Annotated in this window: 16 protein-coding genes; 2 read left to right on the top strand and 14 right to left on the bottom strand. The window is 66.5% G+C overall.

The genetic code is table 11. The features are described 5' to 3' along the window. Positions 1-85 precede the first annotated feature (85 nt). From HF877_RS02545 to HF877_RS02520, 6 genes are all read right to left on the bottom strand, one after another. The gene (locus HF877_RS02545; RefSeq protein ID WP_169619563.1) at positions 86-436 is read right to left on the bottom strand and encodes a hypothetical protein; all 351 of its coding nucleotides are present in this window, start codon (positions 434-436) and stop codon (positions 86-88) included. 64 nt (positions 437-500) lie between these two features. Continuing rightward, a complete protein-coding gene (locus HF877_RS02540; RefSeq protein WP_169619562.1) occupies positions 501-2,456 on the bottom strand; it encodes an acetoacetate--CoA ligase in 1,956 nt (651 codons plus the stop codon). A 76-nt stretch (positions 2,457-2,532) separates the two neighbouring features. Beyond that, positions 2,533-2,802 (bottom strand): GlsB/YeaQ/YmgE family stress response membrane protein, encoded by a 270-nt coding sequence (locus tag HF877_RS02535; protein ID WP_169619561.1) that lies wholly within the window; start codon positions 2,800-2,802, stop codon positions 2,533-2,535. A 146-nt stretch (positions 2,803-2,948) separates the two neighbouring features. Then, positions 2,949-4,616, bottom strand: a complete 1,668-nt coding sequence (locus HF877_RS02530) for an AMP-binding protein (RefSeq protein ID WP_169619560.1) — start codon at positions 4,614-4,616, stop codon at positions 2,949-2,951. Positions 4,617-4,734: 118 nt separating this feature from the next. Continuing rightward, positions 4,735-5,283: a hypothetical protein gene (locus HF877_RS02525; RefSeq protein WP_169619559.1), complete on the bottom strand. Its 549-nt coding sequence runs from the start codon at positions 5,281-5,283 to the stop codon at positions 4,735-4,737. Between the two features lie 156 nt (positions 5,284-5,439). Beyond that, positions 5,440-6,024 carry a TetR family transcriptional regulator C-terminal domain-containing protein gene (locus HF877_RS02520; protein ID WP_169619558.1) on the bottom strand — a complete coding sequence of 195 codons (585 nt, stop codon included), beginning with the start codon at positions 6,022-6,024 and terminating at the stop codon, positions 5,440-5,442. Positions 6,025-6,106: 82 nt separating this feature from the next. On the opposite strand from HF877_RS02520, the gene HF877_RS02515 reads away from it, so the two are divergent. Further along, positions 6,107-7,309 carry a DUF418 domain-containing protein gene (locus tag HF877_RS02515; RefSeq protein WP_169619631.1) on the top strand — a complete coding sequence of 401 codons (1,203 nt, stop codon included), beginning with the start codon at positions 6,107-6,109 and terminating at the stop codon, positions 7,307-7,309. On the opposite strand, the gene HF877_RS02510 is transcribed toward HF877_RS02515, so the two are convergent. From HF877_RS02510 to HF877_RS02475, 8 genes are all read right to left on the bottom strand, one after another. Beyond that, positions 7,228-7,821, bottom strand: coding sequence for a DUF779 domain-containing protein (locus HF877_RS02510; protein WP_169619557.1), 594 nt, complete (start codon positions 7,819-7,821; stop codon positions 7,228-7,230). The two genes, HF877_RS02515 and HF877_RS02510, sit on opposite strands and share 82 nt — an antisense overlap. Before the next feature lie 76 nt (positions 7,822-7,897). Then, positions 7,898-9,421: an aldehyde dehydrogenase gene (adh, locus tag HF877_RS02505; protein WP_169619556.1), complete on the bottom strand. Its 1,524-nt coding sequence runs from the start codon at positions 9,419-9,421 to the stop codon at positions 7,898-7,900. Between the two features lie 74 nt (positions 9,422-9,495). Next, positions 9,496-10,815: a helix-turn-helix domain-containing protein gene (locus HF877_RS02500; RefSeq protein ID WP_169619555.1), complete on the bottom strand. Its 1,320-nt coding sequence runs from the start codon at positions 10,813-10,815 to the stop codon at positions 9,496-9,498. Positions 10,816-10,917: 102 nt separating this feature from the next. After that, positions 10,918-12,378 (bottom strand): mycofactocin system GMC family oxidoreductase MftG, encoded by a 1,461-nt coding sequence (mftG, locus tag HF877_RS02495; protein WP_169619554.1) that lies wholly within the window; start codon positions 12,376-12,378, stop codon positions 10,918-10,920. A gap of 1 nt (position 12,379) precedes the next feature. Further along, positions 12,380-13,798, bottom strand: coding sequence for a mycofactocin biosynthesis glycosyltransferase MftF (mftF, locus tag HF877_RS02490; RefSeq protein ID WP_296550402.1), 1,419 nt, complete (start codon positions 13,796-13,798; stop codon positions 12,380-12,382). Then, positions 13,795-14,481 carry a mycofactocin biosynthesis peptidyl-dipeptidase MftE gene (gene mftE, locus HF877_RS02485; RefSeq protein WP_296550401.1) on the bottom strand — a complete coding sequence of 229 codons (687 nt, stop codon included), beginning with the start codon at positions 14,479-14,481 and terminating at the stop codon, positions 13,795-13,797. Before mftE ends, mftF begins: the two co-directional genes overlap by 4 nt. A 48-nt stretch (positions 14,482-14,529) precedes the next feature. After that, the gene (locus HF877_RS02480) at positions 14,530-16,575 is read right to left on the bottom strand and encodes a CocE/NonD family hydrolase (RefSeq protein WP_169619552.1); all 2,046 of its coding nucleotides are present in this window, start codon (positions 16,573-16,575) and stop codon (positions 14,530-14,532) included. A gap of 47 nt (positions 16,576-16,622) precedes the next feature. Next, complete coding sequence (locus HF877_RS02475) at positions 16,623-17,912, bottom strand: ATP-grasp domain-containing protein (RefSeq protein ID WP_169619551.1); 1,290 nt, start codon at positions 17,910-17,912, stop codon at positions 16,623-16,625. 177 nt (positions 17,913-18,089) lie between these two features. Between HF877_RS02475 and HF877_RS02470 the strand changes: the two genes are divergently transcribed. Next, on the top strand, positions 18,090-19,073 hold the full coding sequence (locus HF877_RS02470) for a GNAT family N-acetyltransferase (RefSeq protein WP_169619550.1): 984 nt from the start codon (positions 18,090-18,092) through the stop codon (positions 19,071-19,073). Positions 19,074-19,083 lie beyond the last annotated feature (10 nt).

Raw genomic sequence — 19,083 nt, 5'->3', positions numbered from 1 at the left:
CCGGAGCCCATGTCGTACACACCCGGAACAATCTACAGGGTTCCGATACAGGCCCCGGCTCACCGAGGGAACGAGCCGTCGAAGGTCACCAGGACACGGCGATGATCACGTTCACGATGGCGAGGATGCCGGCCGTGTGCGCCAGAACTGCGGTCGAACCCGGGTTCTTCTTCTCCTTCTTCAGGCCGATGATCGCGACGACGAGAATGACCAGGGCGATCAGCAGCTTGATGCCGATCTTCATGTGGTTCACCTCGACGACGTCCTGAGCTTCGCGGAGACCCACGAGCGCGATACCGGTCACCACCTGAAGGATCGCGCCGTGCAGCATGCCGACGACGACGCGCGGCTGCTTGAGCACCGTGAGCCACGAGCCGATGATGCCGGCGAGACCGATGAAGTGCAGAATGAGAAAAATCTTGATGGCGATGTCCATACCGGCAATCCGACCATTCCGGACCTGCAGAGTCCAGTTAGGCCACGCTTATAAGTGGTGTGCATCACCGCTGGTCGTGGTACCAGTCGATCAGTTCCGGTGCGTCGATTGCGGTGCGATCCACGGCACGTGACGGGTCGGCTCCCTGCAGAATTCGTTTGAGCGGCACCTCGAGTTTCTTCCCGGTGCGGGTGTGCGGGACCCCCGGCGCGGCGACGATCTCGTCGGGCACGTGCCGCGGGGACAGTTGCGCGCGGATCGCCGAACGGATCCGTTCCGCCACGCGGTCGTCGAGTTCCGTGCCGTCTGCAAGCACGACGAACAGCGGCATCCGGTACGAGCCGTCGGGCTGTTCGATTCCCAGGACGAGCGATTCGGTGACCTCGGGCAGACTCTCCACGACCTGATAGATATCGGCGCTGCCCATCCGGACTCCCTGACGGTTCAGGGTGGAGTCGGAGCGTCCGTGCATGACGAACGTGCCGCGGTCGGTCACCGTGATCCAGTCCCCGTGTCGCCACACCCCTGGATAGACGGAGAAGTACGAATCGAGATATCGGGTGCCGTCCGGGTCGTCCCAGAAGTAGACCGGCATCGACGGCATCGGTGCGGTCACGACGAGTTCACCGACGTCGCCGCGCACCGGCCGGCCGTGTTCGTCGTACGCGTCGACCGCCACGCCGAGACACGGGACGGAGATTTCGCCCGGCCACACGGGCACTGTCGGCGCGGCTCCGACGAACGCCGACACCACGTCGGTGCCACCCGAGATCGACATGACCTGCACATCGGAGCCCACGTTCTCCGACAGCCACAGCGACCCCGACGCGGACAGCGTCGAGCCCGTGACACCCACGCCGCGCAGGGCGGACAGATCGTGGTCGAGGCGCGGCACCACCCCCGCCTTGGCGCAGGCTGCTATGTAGGCGGGACTGGTCCCGAGAACTGTGACGTGTTCGTCGGCGGCGGTCCGCCAGAGGCGGTCGATCTCGGGATGCGACGGCGCACCGTCGTAACAGACGATGGTCGCGCCCACAAGAAGTCCGGAGACGAGGAAGTTCCACATCATCCAACTCGGACTCGTGTACCAGAAGTAGCGGTCGGCCGGACCGAGGTCGAGGTGGAGTGACAGTGCTTTGAGATGCTCGAGCAGTACCCCGCCGTGGCCGTGGACGATGCCCTTGGGCGGTCCTGTCGTACCGGAGGAGAACACGACCCACAGTGGGTGGTCGAAGGGAACCGCGACGGTGTCGAGGGCTGCGCCCTCCTCGAGCGCTGCCACTTCCCAGTTCAGCACCGACGGGGACGTGGCGGTGGGTGGGGAAATCTCGCGGGCCGGCGCGCGGGGGACGACGACTGTCAGGTCGAGACCGGGTAGTCGGTCGCGCAGCCACGTCAGTTCGTTCGTCCGGTCGTGCCACGTGCCTGCGTAGGCGTATCCGGTCGCGGTGACGAGGACTTTCGGCTCGAGTCGGCCGAGCCGGTCGAGCGCAGCCGGAGCGGCGTAGTCCTGCCCGCACGCGGCCCAGACTGCCCCGATACTCGCGGTCGCGAGCAGGGCGACGACGGCCTCCGGGATGTTGGGAAGGTAGCCGACGACCCGGTCCCCCGGTCCGACTCCGTACTCCCGGAGCGTGGCGGCGAACGCGGCTGTCCGGCCGCGGAGTTCCGACCATGTCATCTCGCTGCGGTGCCCGGCCTCGTCGAGGTGGACGACGGCCGGCGCGAGCGGCGGCCGATCCCGGAAGAGGTGCTCGACGAGGTTCAGCCGCGCACCGGGAAACCACACGGCACCGGGCATGGCCGTGTCGGCGAGAGGCGGCCCGGGGGCGGTGTGCGACACCACCTCGAACCGGTCCCACACCGCTTTCCAGAAGTCCCCCGGGGCCTCGACCGACCATCGCCACAGCGACCCGTAATCGGGCAGGTTCAGCCCGTGACGCCGTTCGGCGAACCGCGCAAACTCCGTGATGTTCGCTCGCGCAACGGCGGCCTCATGGGGAATCCACTGCGGCTGCACGGCAACTCACTTTCGGGCCGAGGCGGAGAGACGTCTGGCCCCGTCCGGTGTGGCCGGGCGGGGCACATAGCACGGGTTACCGCCGCTCGCGGGTAGCGCCGGTGTAGATCAGGGTGAGGACCACGGCCACGATGATGCTGATGATCCACCGGATCCAGTCGATGCCGCTGGTGTCCTCGTTGCCCTCGGAGGAGATCAGGCCCCACAGCCAGTAGCCGATCAGCGCGCCGATGATGCCGATGACGATCGTGATGATCATGCCCATGGCCTGCTTGCCCGGGATCACCAATCTGGCCAGGATCCCGATGACCGCACCGAAAATGATCGTGCCGATGATTTGTCCCATGGTGAGCCCCTCTGCTGCGGCGCCGCCCGGTGGCTGCGCATCGTCGACGACTCTTTACCCCTTCAGTGTCTGCCTTGAAACCGACGAAAGTGACCGGTTCGGGGCGGGTACGGCCGAATTACTCGCCCATGCGTGCCGAAGGGCCGTCAGTTGTGCTCGGTCACGGTGGCCTCGATGATCGCCCGAGCCTGTTCACGCATCTCGACCTTTCGCACTTTGCCGGTGACCGTCATCGGGAACTCGTCGACCACGTGCACATAGCGCGGGATCTTGTAGTGGGCGAGCTTCCCGTCGCAGAACGCCCTGAGGCTCGCCGCGTCGAGGGGCCGCTCCGAGCCGTCGCGCATCCGGACCCAGGCCATGAGTTCTTCCCCGTATTTCACGTCGGGCACCCCCACCACCTGAGCGTCGAGAATGTCCGGGTGGGTGTAGAGGAACTCTTCGATCTCGCGGGGGTAGATGTTCTCTCCCCCGCGGATCACCATGTCCTTGATGCGGCCGGTGATGGACACGTAGCCGTCCTCGTCCATGACTCCGATGTCCCCGGTGTGCATCCACCGGGCCACGTCGATCGCCTCGGCCGTCTTCTCCGGCTGGTCCCAGTACCCCAGCATCACCGAATATCCGCGGGTGCACAGTTCGCCCGGCACGCCGCGCGGGACCGTCAGACCTGTTCCGGGATCGACGATCTTCACCTCGAGGTGAGGACCCACCCGGCCGACCGTGGCCACACGCCGCTCGATGCTGTCGTCGCTGCGGGTCTGCGTCGACACCGGCGAAGTTTCGGTCATGCCGTAGCAGATCGACACCTCGTTCATCCCCATCCGATCGATGACCTGTTTCATCACCTCGACGGGACACGGCGAGCCCGCCATGATTCCGGTGCGCAGGCTCGCCAGGTCGTACCGTGCGAAATCGGGCTCCGCCAACGCGGCGATGAACATGGTCGGCACCCCGTAGAGCGAGGTGCATTGCTCCTCCGCCACTGCGGTGAGCGTGGCCGCGGGATCGAACGCCGGGGACGGCAGCACAATTGTCGCGCCGTGACTCGTGCACGCGAGATTGCCCATCGTCATACCGAAACAGTGGTAGAGCGGAACGGGGATACATACCCGATCCAGTTCCGTGTAGTGGCAGAGTTCGCCGACGAAGAACCCGTTGTTGAGCACATTGTGGTGACTGAGCGTGGCGCCTTTGGGGAACCCAGTGGTCCCCGAGGTGTACTGGATGTTGATGGCATCGTCGGGAGAGAGCAGAGACTGCGCCTCGGTGAGCACCCGGCGGTCGTCGGCGAGTGCGGCCCGTCCCACCTCGACGAGGTCTTCCCACCGCGGGGAGCCGAGCAGAACGACATCCTCGAGGTCGGGGCAGTTCGCCCGTACGGTCGCGATCATCTGCGCATAGTCGGATGTTTTGAATGCGGACGCGGACACCAGCATCCGGACGCCCGCCTGCTCGAGGACGTACTGCAATTCGTGCGAGCGGTACGCGGGATTGATATTGACGAGAATCGCGCCGATCTTCGCGGTTGCATACTGGACGAGAACCCATTCCCAGCAGTTCGGGGCCCAGATCCCCACCCGGTCACCCTTCGCGATGCCCGACCGGAGCATGCCGACAGCGACTGCGTCGACATCCGCTACGAATTCGGTGTAGTTCCAACGTTTCCCCGCGGCGCGGTCGACGAGCGCCTCACGGTCACCGAAACGCGCGGCGGTGCGGTCGAGGTTGTCGCCGACGGTGTCGCCGAGAAGTGGAACGTTCCAGGCGCCCTGGGAGTAGCTCGGCAGAGGATCGACGTTGGTGCCGGACATCATGGTCTCCTTCGTGGCAGTGGATACGAAGGAAACGGTAGTGACACCGGTCACTCACGACCACCCCCGAAAAGGGGGAAATGATGACTGCGGTCACACCCTCACAACGAGTGCCAGGTCAGCGACCCGCGGCGCCCCTGAGTTCCTCCCGCATCTCGCCCCACACCGCGGAGTAGGAATCGATGTTGCCCGCGGTGGCCCATGCCAGCGCGCCCCCCTTGACCTTCTCGAGAGCTTCCGCGAAAAGGTCCTGGTATCGCGACAGGCGGGGAACGAACGCGGACACGTCGTCGAACAGCGCCTGCGCACGCCGGTCGAAATCGAGCAGTGCGTCGATGAACCCGTCCGCCTCCGGCTCGGCGAGTAGCTCCGCGAGTTCATCGTCCAGCGGCAGGAATTGATCGTGCAGGTCCGCGATCGAATCCTCGTCGATCGATACGCGTTCCGCCTCGAGTTGGCCGGTCAGCTCGTGAACCCCCTCGTCGGTGAGCTCGATGCCCTCGCCGGCCGCTCGGGCCTTGCCCTGCCGGACGAGCGCATCCACTGCGGCCTGGCCGGCCGACACCGTCACTCCCAGGTGCGCAGCAACCACTTCCGCGGTGACCTGGTTCTTCAGGCGCACCGTCTGCAGCAGGGCCAGCTCATCCACGTTGCCCGCGAAGGCCATCGTCCACTCCTCACCGCCCGACGGGCGCCGAACATGCGGGGGCCGATGCCCCGCGTACCGCGGAATCCGGACGGATCCCGGTCCGATTCTGGCGTACCGGGGACGCGCGTGGGTGCGCGGGCATCGGCGGGAGCCGGCACCGGAGTGGCCGGGGCTTCAGGCGAGCGAATCGATATGCGCCGCGAGTGCCGTCTCGGCGGACCTCGGGGTGTCACCGGCACCGACGAGCAGGTGCATTGCAAGACCGTCGACGACGGCATGCAGACGCTCGGCTTCCAACCCGAGATCACGGTCCGGCGCGACGAGCCCCTCCGCGGCCAGACCTGCCAGTACGAGCTCACACCCTTCCCGCAGTGCGCGCTGCGCGCCGACCGCGATCTGCCGCAGTTCGTCATGTCCGGGAGATTCCGCGATCAGCGCGAGATTGACCAGCATTTCGCAACGTCGGACCTCGTCGAGCGGAAGGAGTTCACCGAGCACGGCCCGCGCGCGTTCCTTGACATCGGCAATGCCGAGTTGGGCGGACACGCGCTCTGCGGCGCGGTCGTGAACCAAACGCATCGAATAGCCGAGCAGTTCCGACTTGCTGCCGAAGACGTGCCGCACGGAACCCGTAGACAGGCCCGCCTCGGCCGCGACCTCCCGTATCGAGACAGCGCCGACCCCTTCGCGCAGGATCAGCCGCCAGACGGCCTCTGCTATTTCCTGCTGTCTCGCATCGTGATCGATCAGTTTCGGCACTGGACCATGCTAACACGGTCGTGCTAGCATCACTTTTTGTAAGCACGACCGTGCTACTTACGCTCTGCGTCCCCCGGAAGGGATCACCGTGAGCACCACACCTCGATACGCCGCACTCGACGTACTACGAGGGGTCGCGATTCTCGGCACCCTCGGTACCAACATCTGGATCTTCACCAACGTGGAAGGATTGGTCGGCTATATCAACGGCACCGGACGAGCGACCGGAAGCTGGTCTTTCGTCCAAGACGTGCTCCAACAGGTGACGCAGGGAAAGTCCCTCGGGCTCCTCACGATCATGTTCGGCATCGGACTCGCCATCCAGCAGCGTTCGGCGACCGGACGGGGACTTCCGTGGCCGGGTAAATACCCTTGGCGGGCAGGACTTCTCATGATCGACGGGATACTGCACTACTTCCTGTTCACCGAGTTCGACGTGCTCACCGGATACGCCGTCACCGGACTCGTCGTCGCGTTCGTCCTGGCTACCGGCATCCGCTCCCAGCGGATCTGGATCGCCTGCGCACTCGCTCTGCACGCCGCGATGCTCGCCGTCGTGGTAGCCGCACTCGCTGCGCTGCCTGCGAATCCGGGCAACCGGACGCTGTCCCCCAATCCTTATGCGGACGGCTCATTCTGGGATCTGGTGGTCTTCCGTGCCGAGAACATCGCGCTGTTCCGGCTGGAAACGATCTTCATCCTGCCGCTGTCGATAGCTCTTTTCCTCATCGGCGCACGGCTGTACCTCCGCGGCATCCTCGACCCGGAACAGGCCCGGCTCCGACGCATTCTCATGATCGTCGGGTTCGGTGCCGCGCTCCCGATCGACTTCGCGCTGGGCCTGTCCGGGACCGACGCGGGTCTCGTCCTGGGCCGCTACGGCACGGCCCCGATCGTGGCTTTCGCACTCCTCGCAGCCGTCGCACACCGCTATGCCGACGGTCGTGCACCCGGCGCGGTCGGCACCGCTCTCAGCCCTGTGGGACGAATGGCATTGAGCTGCTACATATTGCAGAACATCCTGTGTTCGACAGTGTGCTACGGCTGGGGATTCGGCATGGCCGCTCGCCTGGACGGCGACACGATCGTGCCGGCCACCGTGGCGCTGTTCGCCGCCGTCTGCGCGACGCTCATGATCGTCGCGCGCCTGTGGCTGGCCCGATTCGAGCGGGGTCCAGTCGAATGGCTGTGGAACGTGAGTTATCAGGCACTCGCGGGTGGACCGACCTCTCCGGCGACAGCATCCGGGCCGCCACCGGTCTCGTCGTCACGGTCCGGCCACTGAGGCACGGCGCATCCGGCCTCGGCGTCGGCCACCACGAGTGGCACCGGCGAGGCGCACGGCCGGACGCCGCTCTCCCACTCCTTCCCGAGCACGACCGGCGACGTCGCAAGCGCGGCGTTCTCCGGCTCGGTGAATACTCTTCCCCGAGCAAGGAATCGGACACCCTCGGGCGTTTCGAGACTGAAGCCCGCTCCCCTTCCCGGAACCACATCGAGCACCAGACAGGTGTGCTTCCAGACCTCGAACTGCGACCCCGAGATCCACACGGGAACAGAATCGGCCCCGGACGGCGGATCGGGAAGCGTGCGACCCACGCCGAGACGGAGGTCGAGCACGCCGAGGAGCACATCCCGATCACCCACCAGAAATTCGCCTTCCGGAAAGCACATCGGCGACGACCCGTCGCAACATCCTCCCGACTGGTGGATCATCAGCGATCCGTTGCGGTCGGCCAAGCGGCGCAGAAGATCCACGGCCGCGACCGTGGCCGTCACCCGGGCTGGGACTGACACGGCATACCCTCTCTTTCACAGAAAACCGGTCGGCGCCCGCACTTCCCTGTACGAAAGGTGCGGGCGCCGAGAGCGATCAGAAGAATCCCTGGGCCTTCGGAGCGTAGGAGACGAGCAGGTTCTTCGTCTGCTGGTAGTGGTCGAGCATCATGTGGTGGTTCTCGCGGCCGATGCCCGACTGCTTGTAGCCGCCGAACGCCGCGTGGGCGGGGTACTGGTGGTACGTGTTGGTCCACACCCGGCCGGCCTGGATCGCGCGGCCGGCGCGATATGCGACTCCACCGTCGCGCGACCAGACACCGGCGCCGAGACCGTACAGCGTGTCGTTGGCGGTCGCGATCGCATCGTCGAAGTCCCGGAACGACGTCACCGACACGACGGGCCCGAAGATCTCCTCCTGGAAGATCCGCATCTTGTTGTGGCCCTCGAAGATCGTCGGCTGCACGTAGTAGCCGCCCGACAGGTCACCGCCGAGGTCGGCGCGTTCACCGCCGGTGACGATCTTGGCGCCCTCGCCCTTCCCGATCTCGATGTAGGACAAGATCTTCTCGAGTTGGTCGTTGGATGCCTGCGCACCGATCATCGTGTCGGTGTCGAGCGGGTTTCCCTGCCGTACGGCCTTGGTACGCACCGCAGCGAGGGACAGGAAGTCGTCGAAGATGTCCTGCTGGATGAGTGCGCGGGACGGGCAGGTGCACACCTCGCCCTGGTTGAGGGCGAACATGGTGAATCCCTCGAGTGCCTTGCCCTGGAAGTCGTCGGGAGCGGACATCACGTCGGAGAAGAAGATGTTGGGGCTCTTGCCGCCGAGTTCGAGGGTGACAGGGATGAGGTTCTGCGAGGCGTACTGCATGATGAGCCGCCCGGTCGTGGTCTCACCGGTGAAGGCGATCTTGCGGATGCGCGGACTCGAGGCGAGCGGCTTGCCGGCCTCGGTTCCGAAACCGTTGACGATGTTGACCACACCGTCGGGAAGCAGGTCGCCGATCAGCTCGACGAGATACAGAATCGACGCGGGCGTCTGCTCGGCGGGCTTGAGCACCACGGCATTTCCGGCTGCGAGCGCCGGGGCAAGCTTCCACACCGCCATCAGGATCGGGAAGTTCCACGGGATGATCTGGCCCACGACGCCGAGAGGCTCCTGGAAGTGGTAGGCCACGGTATCGGCGTCTATCTCGGAGATCGAGCCTTCCTGCGCGCGGATCGCGCCCGCGAAGTACCGGAAGTGGTCGATCGCCAGCGGGATGTCCGCGTTGAGAGTTTCCCGGATGGGCTTGCCGTTGTCCCACGTTTCGGCGACCGCGACGGCCTCGAGGTTCTCTTCGATCCGGTCGGCGATCCGGTTCAGGATCAGCGCCCGTTCCGCCGGTGACGTCTTGCCCCACGCCGGGGCGGCGGCGTGCGCGGCGTCGAGAGCGAGTTCGATGTCCTTGTCGGTCGAACGCGCGACCTCGGTGAACGGTTGTCCGGTCACGGGAGTGATGTCCTCGAAGTACTCGCCCGAAACGGGAGCCACCCATCGACCGCCGATCCAGTTGTCGTAACGGGACCGGAAGGACATCAGGGCATCGGGCGAACCGGGGCGGGCGTACTCGGGCATCGTGTTCTCCTGCGCGTCGGGGTGATCACCCGTCGAGGGTGTGACCCCGGACACTACAAACGCCGGGGTTGCAACTAGGTTGCGAAGTTCCGGTCGAGTATCCGGATCTTCGCCTCGACCTGTGCGAACACGGTGGAGTCCGGGTCCAGGCATCCGAGATACGCACTCCACGCGGGCAGGTCTTCGCGGCCGTGAATCGATGCCGTCCAGCGGGCGAGCAGCGGCGCCGCACCCCGGCGCAGGAGCGCACCCCGGATTCCGGCATCCAACTCGTCGCCCACGTCGATCACTCCCGGCGCGCCCGAGCCGGGAAGCACCCTGCCGGTGTAGAGGCGCACCGCGGTGTCGAGGTCCCCGCGATCCAGCGCCGCACGTACGTTCGTAACATCGGTGCGCAGCGCGCTCTGCACTCGATACGGCCGGGACGCGATCGTGTCCGGCCCGAGTACCCTACGCAGACGGGATATCTCGGCGCGCACCGTCACGGCATCGAGTTCGTTCTCGTCGAGCAGGACCGCAAGCCTCCGAGCGCCGACCCCTTCCGGATGCTCGCTGAGAATGAGCAGAATCTCGGCATGCCGTTGCGACAGCGCGAGCCGGTCGCGTCCGCGAACGAGCGTCGCACGTCCCGGGCCGAACGTTTCGAGCATGCAGGCGGCAGAAGACTGGGCACTCGCACCCTCGAGCATGGACAGGCGCAGTTCGGCTTCGGCAGCGGCAGCCGTCGCCCGCACCAGTTGTAAAACCTCCGGCACCGCGACGCGCGGTCCGCCGGTGATGTCGAGTGCTCCGAGGATGCGGCCGCTGATGGGGTCGTGGACGGGGGCCGCCGAGCAACTCCACTCGTGCACGGCACGGTTGTAGTGCTCGGCACCGAAGATCTGCACGCACCGATCGAGTGTGAGAGCCGTGCCGGGAGCGTTGGTCCCGACGTGCTCCTCACTCCAATCCGCGCCCTCGGCGAAGTTCATCGCCAGCGCCCGGTCGCGGGCGTCGTGGTCTCCCTCGATCCACAGCAGTCGTCCCCGCTCGTCGCTGATCGCGATCAGCAGTCCGCTGTCGGCCGCATCTTCCACGAGAAGCTTGCGCACGACCGGACGGATCATCGCCATCGGGTGTCCCGCGCGGTAGTCCTCGAGATCCTTGCCGGTCAGCAACAGGGGTTGCTCGATGACGTCGGGATCGATCGCCCTGCCGAGGCTACGGAGCCACGAGTCGCGCACTACGGGGCGTACCGCCGCGGGGGACGCAAGCGCAGCAGACCGCTCTCTGCTCGACGCCGATCCCACCACAGCCGTATGGACTTCCGACAGTCGACGGGCGTGCGCTTCCGCGTCGTCCCCAGGATGCAGCGCCATCCACGAAAGGGCTTTCGCTCCCGCACGGTCGATCATCTACCGCTGTCCTCCTCGCGTTCCGCCGGGGGCCACTGTAGTGCAGATCACAGCGGGTCGGTGTCATCGCACTCGGGGCACCCTGGCGGACGCCTGCCGGATTCAGAGGGCGTCCGCGACACGCCTCGCCAGCATCACGACCGTGGCATGCGGGCCCCGGCTGGGCACCTGCGGGAACACGGAGGTGTCGGCGACGAAGAGACGCTCGGCGCCGTGCACCCGGCACCGGTCGTCGACGACCGCCGAATCGTCCGAACCCATCCTGCACGAGCCCGACAAGTGCTGGGACGTACCGAGATGCGCCGCGAGCCACTCGTCGTCCACGTCCGCTGCGCCCGTCGGAACACTGTGCGGGTCCACGACCTCGTCCATCGCCGCGAGCAGGTGGACCGCCGATGCGACCCCGTGCCGGAGCGCTGCACGATCGCGAGGGTCGTCCAGGTATCCGTAGTCCAGGAGAGCCGCGGCGTACGGGTCGCGTGCGTCGAAGATCAGGCGCCCGCGACTGCGCGGCCGGGTGAGGACGACCCCCAGCACAGGTACGGCAGCGCCACTGCCCGGTACGGAGTCGGCGAACGGAGCCGTGTAGGGACGCAGTTCGAGTTCGTCTGTGTGCAGGACAGTTTCGAGTACAGCCGCACCGAGAGGCAGATCGCTGCGGTACCGGTACGGAACGGCAACTTCCGGATGGTCGGTAAATCCCGTACCGACCCCGGGAAGGTCGACGACGGGCGCGACGCCGAGCGTGGCGAGTTCGTCCGCGGGCCCGATGCCGGAGAGCAGGAGAAGGCGGGGACTCTCGACCGCACCCGCGCACAGCACGACACTTCCCGCCTCGATGAACGCGACGCCGTCACCGCCGTCCACCTCCACCCCTACCGCCTCGGCACCGGACATCACCACCCTGCGCGCCCGCGTACCGGAGCACACGGTCAGATTCGGGGAGGCGAGCGCGGGCATCAACGACGAGAGTGCCGGTCCCATGCGTACCCCGTTCGCGATGTTGAGGGGAACGCGTCCCACCCCGACCGGACCGGGCGCGTTGAGGTCCTCCACCGGAAGATGGCCCGCCGCCACAGCGGCATCGTGGAACGCGCGCGCCACGGCGTGCAGACGGGACCACGGGGTTCGCGACACCGGTACCGGTCCGGCGGCGCCGTGCCACTCGTCGCCGAAGTCCGAGTCGTGCTCGATGAGCCGGAAGTACGGCAGCACGTGGTCGAACGACCACGACGGGGGCCAGGCGTCGAAATCCCCCGGGCGCCCGCGGACGAAGTAGCCGCCGTTGACCGCGCCGGATCCTCCGAGCACCCGGCCCCGGGCAATCGTGCCGGGCCTCCCGGCCAGGAGCACCGGATATTGCGCAGTCCAACGACTTTCAGGCCCAACGGGAAGCCTCGAGGCGTCCAGGAGTTCCGGTGGCGCGGTACCGGTGCTCGCGTAGCCGGGACCGCTCTCGAGCAGCACGACGGTGCGGCCCGGGCGTCCGGCGAGGGTGGCGGCAAGTGTGCATCCGGCGCTCCCACCCCCGACCACCACGATGTCGGCGCGCGCCGGAATCACGTCAGGACCGGATATCGGGCATCAGCGCCGCGGGATCGCGGGCGTCGACGACCCCTTTCCAGAGCCCGGCGCCGTAGGCGAGGTCGTCGAGGCGCTTGAAGAAGACGTACCGCACCGGGTCGAGGCCACCGCCCTCGCGGTGCGAATACCAGTCCCACATGCCTTCTGCCACAGCGAAAGCCACCACCGCGCGCCGCACTTTCGACGACAGCACCGCCGCAACGAATGTGAGCGGCCAGTAGTGCCGGCAGACGGCGGACGCGACCTGCCACATACCGCCCGCGAAGCTCTGACCGGTCAGCACCGCTGCGATGCGCGTCGGCCGGTCGAGTTCGGCGAACATGCGGCGCAACCGCACGAGCGTGACGAATTGGGTCAGTACCGCGACGACGACGCCGAACCGGGTCATCGTGGCGACGGCCGAGCACGCGAGAAGGGTCCAGACGGACATCGCCATCGGGGGCACGGTGCCGGGATGTCTCGCTTCCAGCGGCGCCGCCCCGGTTCCGTAGAAGACCTTGCGGGAGAACCATTCCGGGAAACTCACACGATGATCGTGGGCAACCCGCGCAACCGGTTCGTACCGGAGTCGCCATCCCTCGCTCCGGAGGCGGCGGCACACGTCGACATCCTCCGCGACGTGCATCGACTCGTCGAAACCCCCGCACCCGGCAAGTGCCTCGCGGCGGACCACCATGGCGGCGCTGGGGACGTAGGACACCGGGCTACCTGCCACAACGGGGGCTTCCCGGCGGCCGAGGTCCAACGACGAGCGGGCGTGCTCGTAGCGTGCCAGCGCTCCGTTGTCGGGATCGAGAGCCACGATGCGGGGCGCGACGAGCGCCACGGCCGGATCGCTGAAATGGCCGAGCGACGCCTCGAGCCACCCGATGCGCGGAACGACATCGGAGTCGAGGAATGCCACGAATTCTGTTTGTGCTTCCCGCAATCCGATGTTTCGTGCTGCGGAGGGTCCGCGCGATGCCTCGAATCGGACCACGCGGACCCGCGGGTTGTCCGGCCAGTCGATCGGCATGTCGGAGCCGTCGTCGACCACGATGACCTCGAGGCCGGGAAGCGCTTGCAGCAACCGCCGCACTCCCGCCGCATTGTTCCGGACGGGAACGACCACCGTGACGTCCGCGGTGGAGGGCAGTCGCGTGGGACGCGGATTACCGACACCGGAGTCGAGCAGCCGCCGGGCGACCACCGCGGTTCGGGAGTCGACGACCTCGAGGTGATCGCCGTCGATCATCGCCGCGGCGGCGGGCGCCAGTTTGAGCATCCGGGTGGGCGAGCCTCCGATGAGTACGCGCCCGCCGGCGAACCGCCGGACCCGCGGATCGATGCGCACCCCGAATCCGTCGGGTAGCCGTCCACCGGGAGTCTGCGCCAGTTCGGGTGTTGTCGCCTGACTCACCGAAGTCCCCCCTCCGTGCCCGGTTCCCACCGAGCGACCTGCGATGCTGCACGTTCCGTCAGGTGTGCGAACAAGCGGGCCCCCTGCGCTGCAGTTGCGGTGGTGGGATCGCCGAGAACCCCGTTCGCCGACACCGAAACCATACCGGCTTCACGCAGTTGTGGCATCAGAGTGGAGATCGGATCTGTGTTCCCGGCAACCGCGCTCGCCATATCCACCGCGTTCGGGAACAGGTGCAACATCAGACTCGTTTCGGTCACCCCCGCGTGGGCGTCGGCGCCCGGCACCGCGCACGGGAGCCAGGCCACGTCGCGCCCCTCGTAGCGCAGCAGCGACACGGCTTCGGCCAGGGCATATGCGTTTCCGCCGTGCCCGTTCACGAACAGCACCCGGGAAGCCCAGCGGCAGATAGAGCGCCCGTACTCCACGAACACGGTGCGCAGCGCCTCTGCTCCGATGGACACTGTTCCCGGAAAGTCCTCGTGCTCGCCGCTCGCGCCGTACGCGAGCGGCGGAGCCACGAGGACGTCGGGAAGTGCCTCGGCAACGGCCGTGGCGATCCGGGTATCGGTATCGAGGGGCAGATGCGGGCCGTGTTGTTCGAGCGATCCCACCGGTACCGCGACGGTCCACCGCTCCGGTTCGACGTGGGTCCAATAGGCGCCGGCAAGATCCCGTATCACCGGTCCGATGCTAGTGCGTCGGACAGCCCGCACCGCGAGCGCGTGGTGTCACACCAGCAAGCGAGGTATTTCCCGATTCCAGTTCTCGGAGTAGACGCGCCGCTTGCCGTGGATCTCGTCGGACTCGTACGCATCCAACTGTGCTGTGATCACGAACTCGTCCGGTGTCGATGTCAGCACCGTCCGGGTCCGCACCTCCGTCTGCCAGTCCCCTCGACCGAGATAGCGCACGGTCTGGGTCTCGCCGCGCGCCGACTCCACGTCGTTCCCCTGGAAGCTGAACCACTCGGTCGTTGCGCTCCGCATCGTGGTACCGGTGTCTTCGACGAAGAGTTCTCCCTGGTCGTCCTTGATCTCGAGTGTGGTCACGCCGGTTTCGAGATCGCGCGAGGTCCGCCAGTGGTGTTCGCCCGGCTCGACCCGTGTGACGGCGGAGGATTCCGCACCTTCGGGCTCACCGAACGCGGGCAGCGCCGAGTCCTCGGCGTCGCGTCGCGGACGCACGGGCAGGCTCAGACGGCTTTCGCCGGTGGTCACCGTGAGGGTCGCGAGTTCGGGCGCCGGCCACACCAGCGGAAAGTACGAGGTGGACAACGACAAGCGGATGCGATGGCCTGCCGGGAACTCCTGCGCCATCCCGTTGAGCTTGACGCGCACCCGATACTTGCGACCCGGCTCGAGCGGCTGCGGGTCCGCGCTGCCGTCACGATGCGTGAGGTTCAGCAGACCGTAGGTCACTCGCGTCGCCTGGCCGTCCGGAGCGACATCGCTGAGCCTGGCCGCGACCATCGCCACCGGCTTGTCGGCACTGATCTCGAGATCGAGCTTCGGCAGGCCGACCACGTCGAGCGGTTCGTCGAGGGCTTCGGTTTCGAAAACGAGTGCGCCGCCGTCCTCTTCCCGCTGATCGGAGGGCAGGTCGGGAGTGGCCGCGTACGAGGCCCACTTGCCACCCGCCATCCCCAGGCTCAGCGGTGAACACACCGCCAGGTCCCGGCGCTCCACGGCGTCCGGATCGGCGTCCTGGTCCAGTCCGAAGCGCGTGAGCGAGTACTCGCGGCTCTCGATGCCCGGCGCGGGCCACGACGGCTCGGAGATCCATGTACCCGGCCGCTCGGGGTAGCGCGGGTGCGGCGGGACGCTGCCCTGCTTCCACATGCGGAGCATGGGTTCGTCCATGATGCCGTTGTCGATCCCCTTGAGCCAGTAGTCCCACCACCGGACGACCTCCTGCAGGAACCCGATCTCCGGACCGGGCACTCCCTGGTGCGGGTACTTGTGACCCCACGGTCCGATGAGTCCCTTACGAGGGACGTCGAGGTTCTCCATCAGCCGGAAGATCGCGTTGGTGTAACCGTCGGCCCAGCCGCCCACCGCGAACACGGGACATTGCACGTCCGCGTAGTTCTCGTTGACGGAGGCACGCTTCCAGTAGTCGTCCCGATGTTGATGCTCGAGCCACTTCTCGACCCACAGTCCGCTGCCCTGCAATCGTTCGTGCCACATCTCGCGCCACCGGTCGCCGACGATCGTCGGGTCCGGCGCCATGCTGTTGAAGGCGAACATCACGGTGGCTTCGGACAGGTTGTCCGACAGCAGGCATCCACCCATGTAGTGCATGTTGTCGACGTACAGATCGTCGGTGGCGGACGCGCTGATGATCGCTTTGAGTGCCGGTGGCCGCTTCGCGGCAACATGAAGGCTGTTGAAGCCGCCCCACGAGATACCCATCATGCCGACGTTGCCGTCGCACCAGGGTTGCTGCGCAGCCCACTCGATCACGGCGCACGCGTCGTCCTGCTCGGTAGGGAGGTACTCGTCCTCGAGTACCCCGTCGGAGTTGCCGCTGCCGCGCAGGTCCACCCGGATACAGGCGTATCCGTGGCCGGCGATGTACGGGTGGTTGAGCTCGTCTCGCGCTCGGGTGGTATCCCGGTGCCGATACGGAATATATTCCAGCACAGCGGGAACCGGGTTGTTCTCGACTCCTTCCGGAAGCCAGATGCGAGCCGACAGCCGACAGCCGTCGGGCATCGTGATGAAGGTGTTCTCGATGACACGAACACTGTGGGGAAAGGACGTCACTGTCTGCACGAGTACCTTCCTGTCGATCGGTTGAACAAGTCGCAGGCAGGAAGGCCTTATTCGGAGATCTCGTCGATCCCGAACGGCAGCAACTCGGTCGCACGATCGAAGTACTTCTCGAGCCCGCCGACGTCGTCGGCACCGATGTACAGCGTCGCGAGGACCGTTCGGTAGCCGTCCTGGTTGGGCAGTTCGGAGAGCCGGTCGCCTACCCGAACCTTGATGTCCACCACCGTATCCGGGATCTCCTCACAGACTCGGGCGAGATCGTCGGCGCTGGGGACGCTGCGCACGATACCGTCGGAGTAGTAGCCGACGTGGCACTGCGCCGCGTGGCGGAACTTGCCCTTGCGCGGTTCGATGCGCGGTTCCACGCCGAGCGCGATATCGATCGCCACCTCGTGGTTCGACGTTCCGTCGACCTTGACGAACAGGTCACTGTGCGACTGCGAGATGCGGGTGTTGACCTCGATGAGCGACAGCTTTCCCGTCTTCTCGTCCCACATGAACTCCGTGTTGAAGCAGCCGTTGTCGAAACCGACGTGACGCAGGTACCGCTCCGTCAGATCGATCATGCGTTGCTGCACATCCTCGGGGACCGACTGTGCCGGGTAGTCGAGCCTGTCGAAGCTGTGCCCTGCCGCATCCTTACGCATGTCGAAGAAGCCGTGAATGCGGTACTCGCCGTTGAACATCGTGCCTTCGGGCGCGACCTGGATACCCGTGATGATGTCTTCGGCGAGGCACATGTTGCCGCCGACTCCTTCGAGTTCGGGCGGCAGTTCCACCAGGGACAGCACTTCGTCGAACGCGTCCCCGACCCGGCCGATCTCGGCACGGATCTGCTCGAGTGCAGCGGCGAACTCCTCGGCGCTGTTGATCTCGAATCCGAGTTGCGACGAGTGGGACTTGATCGGCTTGACCCAGAACGGGAAGGAAAGGTCGATCGAATCGAGCGCGTTGTCGTCGAAAGGATCGAAAACCGCGAAGCCCGGGACACATTCGGGAATGCTCTTCCGCTGCTCGATTCGGCTCCACGCCTTGTGCTCGCACTGGAGAATACTGCGGAGTGTCGGCGCGGGCAGGCCCCGTTCGGCGGCGAGAATCGGAGCGAGCACGCTCGTCGGGAAATCCCAGTGCGCGACGATCCCGTCCACGCTGCCGTCGAACTCGTCGAGTTCGCGGCGTGCCCGGTCGAGCAGGTCTCGGAACACATAGGTCTCGGGCTCGACCAGTGACTCGTAATCCAGAAGGCCGTGGAACCGGAGTTCGTCGGCGTTCGAAAGAGTGTCGAGCTTGTCACGCTGCTGATCGGTCAGGGCCGGGATGAATATGTTCTTGTGCATCACCAGTGGGTGCCCATGCAACGATTCGATAAACATCTCCCGCAAATGCCCAGCAATACCGCCGAGTGTGTTTATCCGGTTGTCCGCCGGGCGAGTCCCGTCGGAGGATCGTGGGCCCGAGGGACAGGCGGGAGGATCGGCGCCGGTCGCGCCACGGCCGGCACGTACTCTCGTCTGGTGCAGATCGAACCTCGTCCCTTGGACGACCCGGACGTGCAGGCCCTCATCGACGAGGTTCAGCTCGAGTACGTGCGTCGCTACGGCGGGCCCGACCACACCGAACTTCATCCGGAACAGTTCGCACCCCCACGCGGGCTGTTCCTGCTCGCACATTCCGGAACTGCGCCGCTGGGCATCGGGGGCTGGCGCGCGTACGACGCGGGGCATCCCGGTCTGCGCGACGGCGACGCGGAGATCAAGAGGATGTACGTGCGTGCGGATTCGCGGCGACGCGGAATCGCGCGGCGCCTGCTCGACGCGCTGGAGCGAACCGCAGCGGACGCGGGACGTCGCCGGATGGTGCTCGAAACCGGCACTGCGCAACCGGAAGCCATCGCGATGTACACCGCAGCCGGGTACGCCCCGATGCACGAGCGGTTCGGCGTCTGGGCCGACTCGGAGTCTTCGCTGTACTTCGCCAAGGGATTGCCTCGCATCCGGCTCGCGGCGGAGGCAGAACTACCGTTGCTCCAGGACATCGAACGGGCGGCGGGCGAACAGTTCGCCGAACTGGGCATGACCTTCGTCGCGGACGACGCCCCGCCGACGGTCGCGGAATTGCACCGTCATCTCGCCGCGGGCCGGAACTGGGTGGCGTTCGACGAAGGCGGTGCGCCGGTGGCGTACCTGATCGCCGAACCGGTCGACGACGCGCTCCACATCGAGCAGGTCTCGGTGCATCCCGGTCACGCTCGGCGCGGCGTCGGTCGCGACCTGCTCGCCCACGCCGCCGGGTGGGCTCGCGATCACGGGTACAACGCCGTGACGCTCACGACCTACCGCGACGTTCCCTGGAACGCGCCCTATTACGAACGCCTCGGCTTCCGCATTCTCGGCGACGGAGAACTCACCCCGGGGCTGCGCCGGATTCGCGCACACGAAACGGAGCTGGGACTCGACTACCGTCCACGCGTTGCGATGCGACGCGAACTCGGTTCGTAGGCACCGCACA

The sequence above is a fragment of the Rhodococcus sp. BL-253-APC-6A1W genome, from assembly GCF_012843405.1.
GTDB lineage: Bacteria > Actinomycetota > Actinomycetes > Mycobacteriales > Mycobacteriaceae > Rhodococcus.
This window is presented reverse-complemented; position numbering and strand designations above follow the sequence as displayed.

Bases quoted from the DNA above. Each gene is read 5' to 3' on its own strand.
- HF877_RS02545 (WP_169619563.1), bottom strand. From the start codon at position 436: ATGGACATCGCCATCAAGATTTTTCTCATTCTGCACTTCATCGGTCTC.
- HF877_RS02535 (WP_169619561.1), bottom strand. From the start codon at position 2,802: ATGGGACAAATCATCGGCACGATCATTTTCGGTGCGGTCATCGGGATC.
- HF877_RS02530 (WP_169619560.1), bottom strand. From the start codon at position 4,616: ATGTCCGGCACCAACGTCGATCCTCTGCCGAGCTACTCCCAGGGCGCC.
- HF877_RS02525 (WP_169619559.1), bottom strand. From the start codon at position 5,283: ATGGCCTTCGCGGGCAACGTGGATGAGCTGGCCCTGCTGCAGACGGTG.
- adh (WP_169619556.1), bottom strand. From the start codon at position 9,421: ATGCCCGAGTACGCCCGCCCCGGTTCGCCCGATGCCCTGATGTCCTTC.
- HF877_RS02500 (WP_169619555.1), bottom strand. From the start codon at position 10,815: ATGATCGACCGTGCGGGAGCGAAAGCCCTTTCGTGGATGGCGCTGCAT.
- HF877_RS02475 (WP_169619551.1), bottom strand. From the start codon at position 17,912: ATGCACAAGAACATATTCATCCCGGCCCTGACCGATCAGCAGCGTGAC.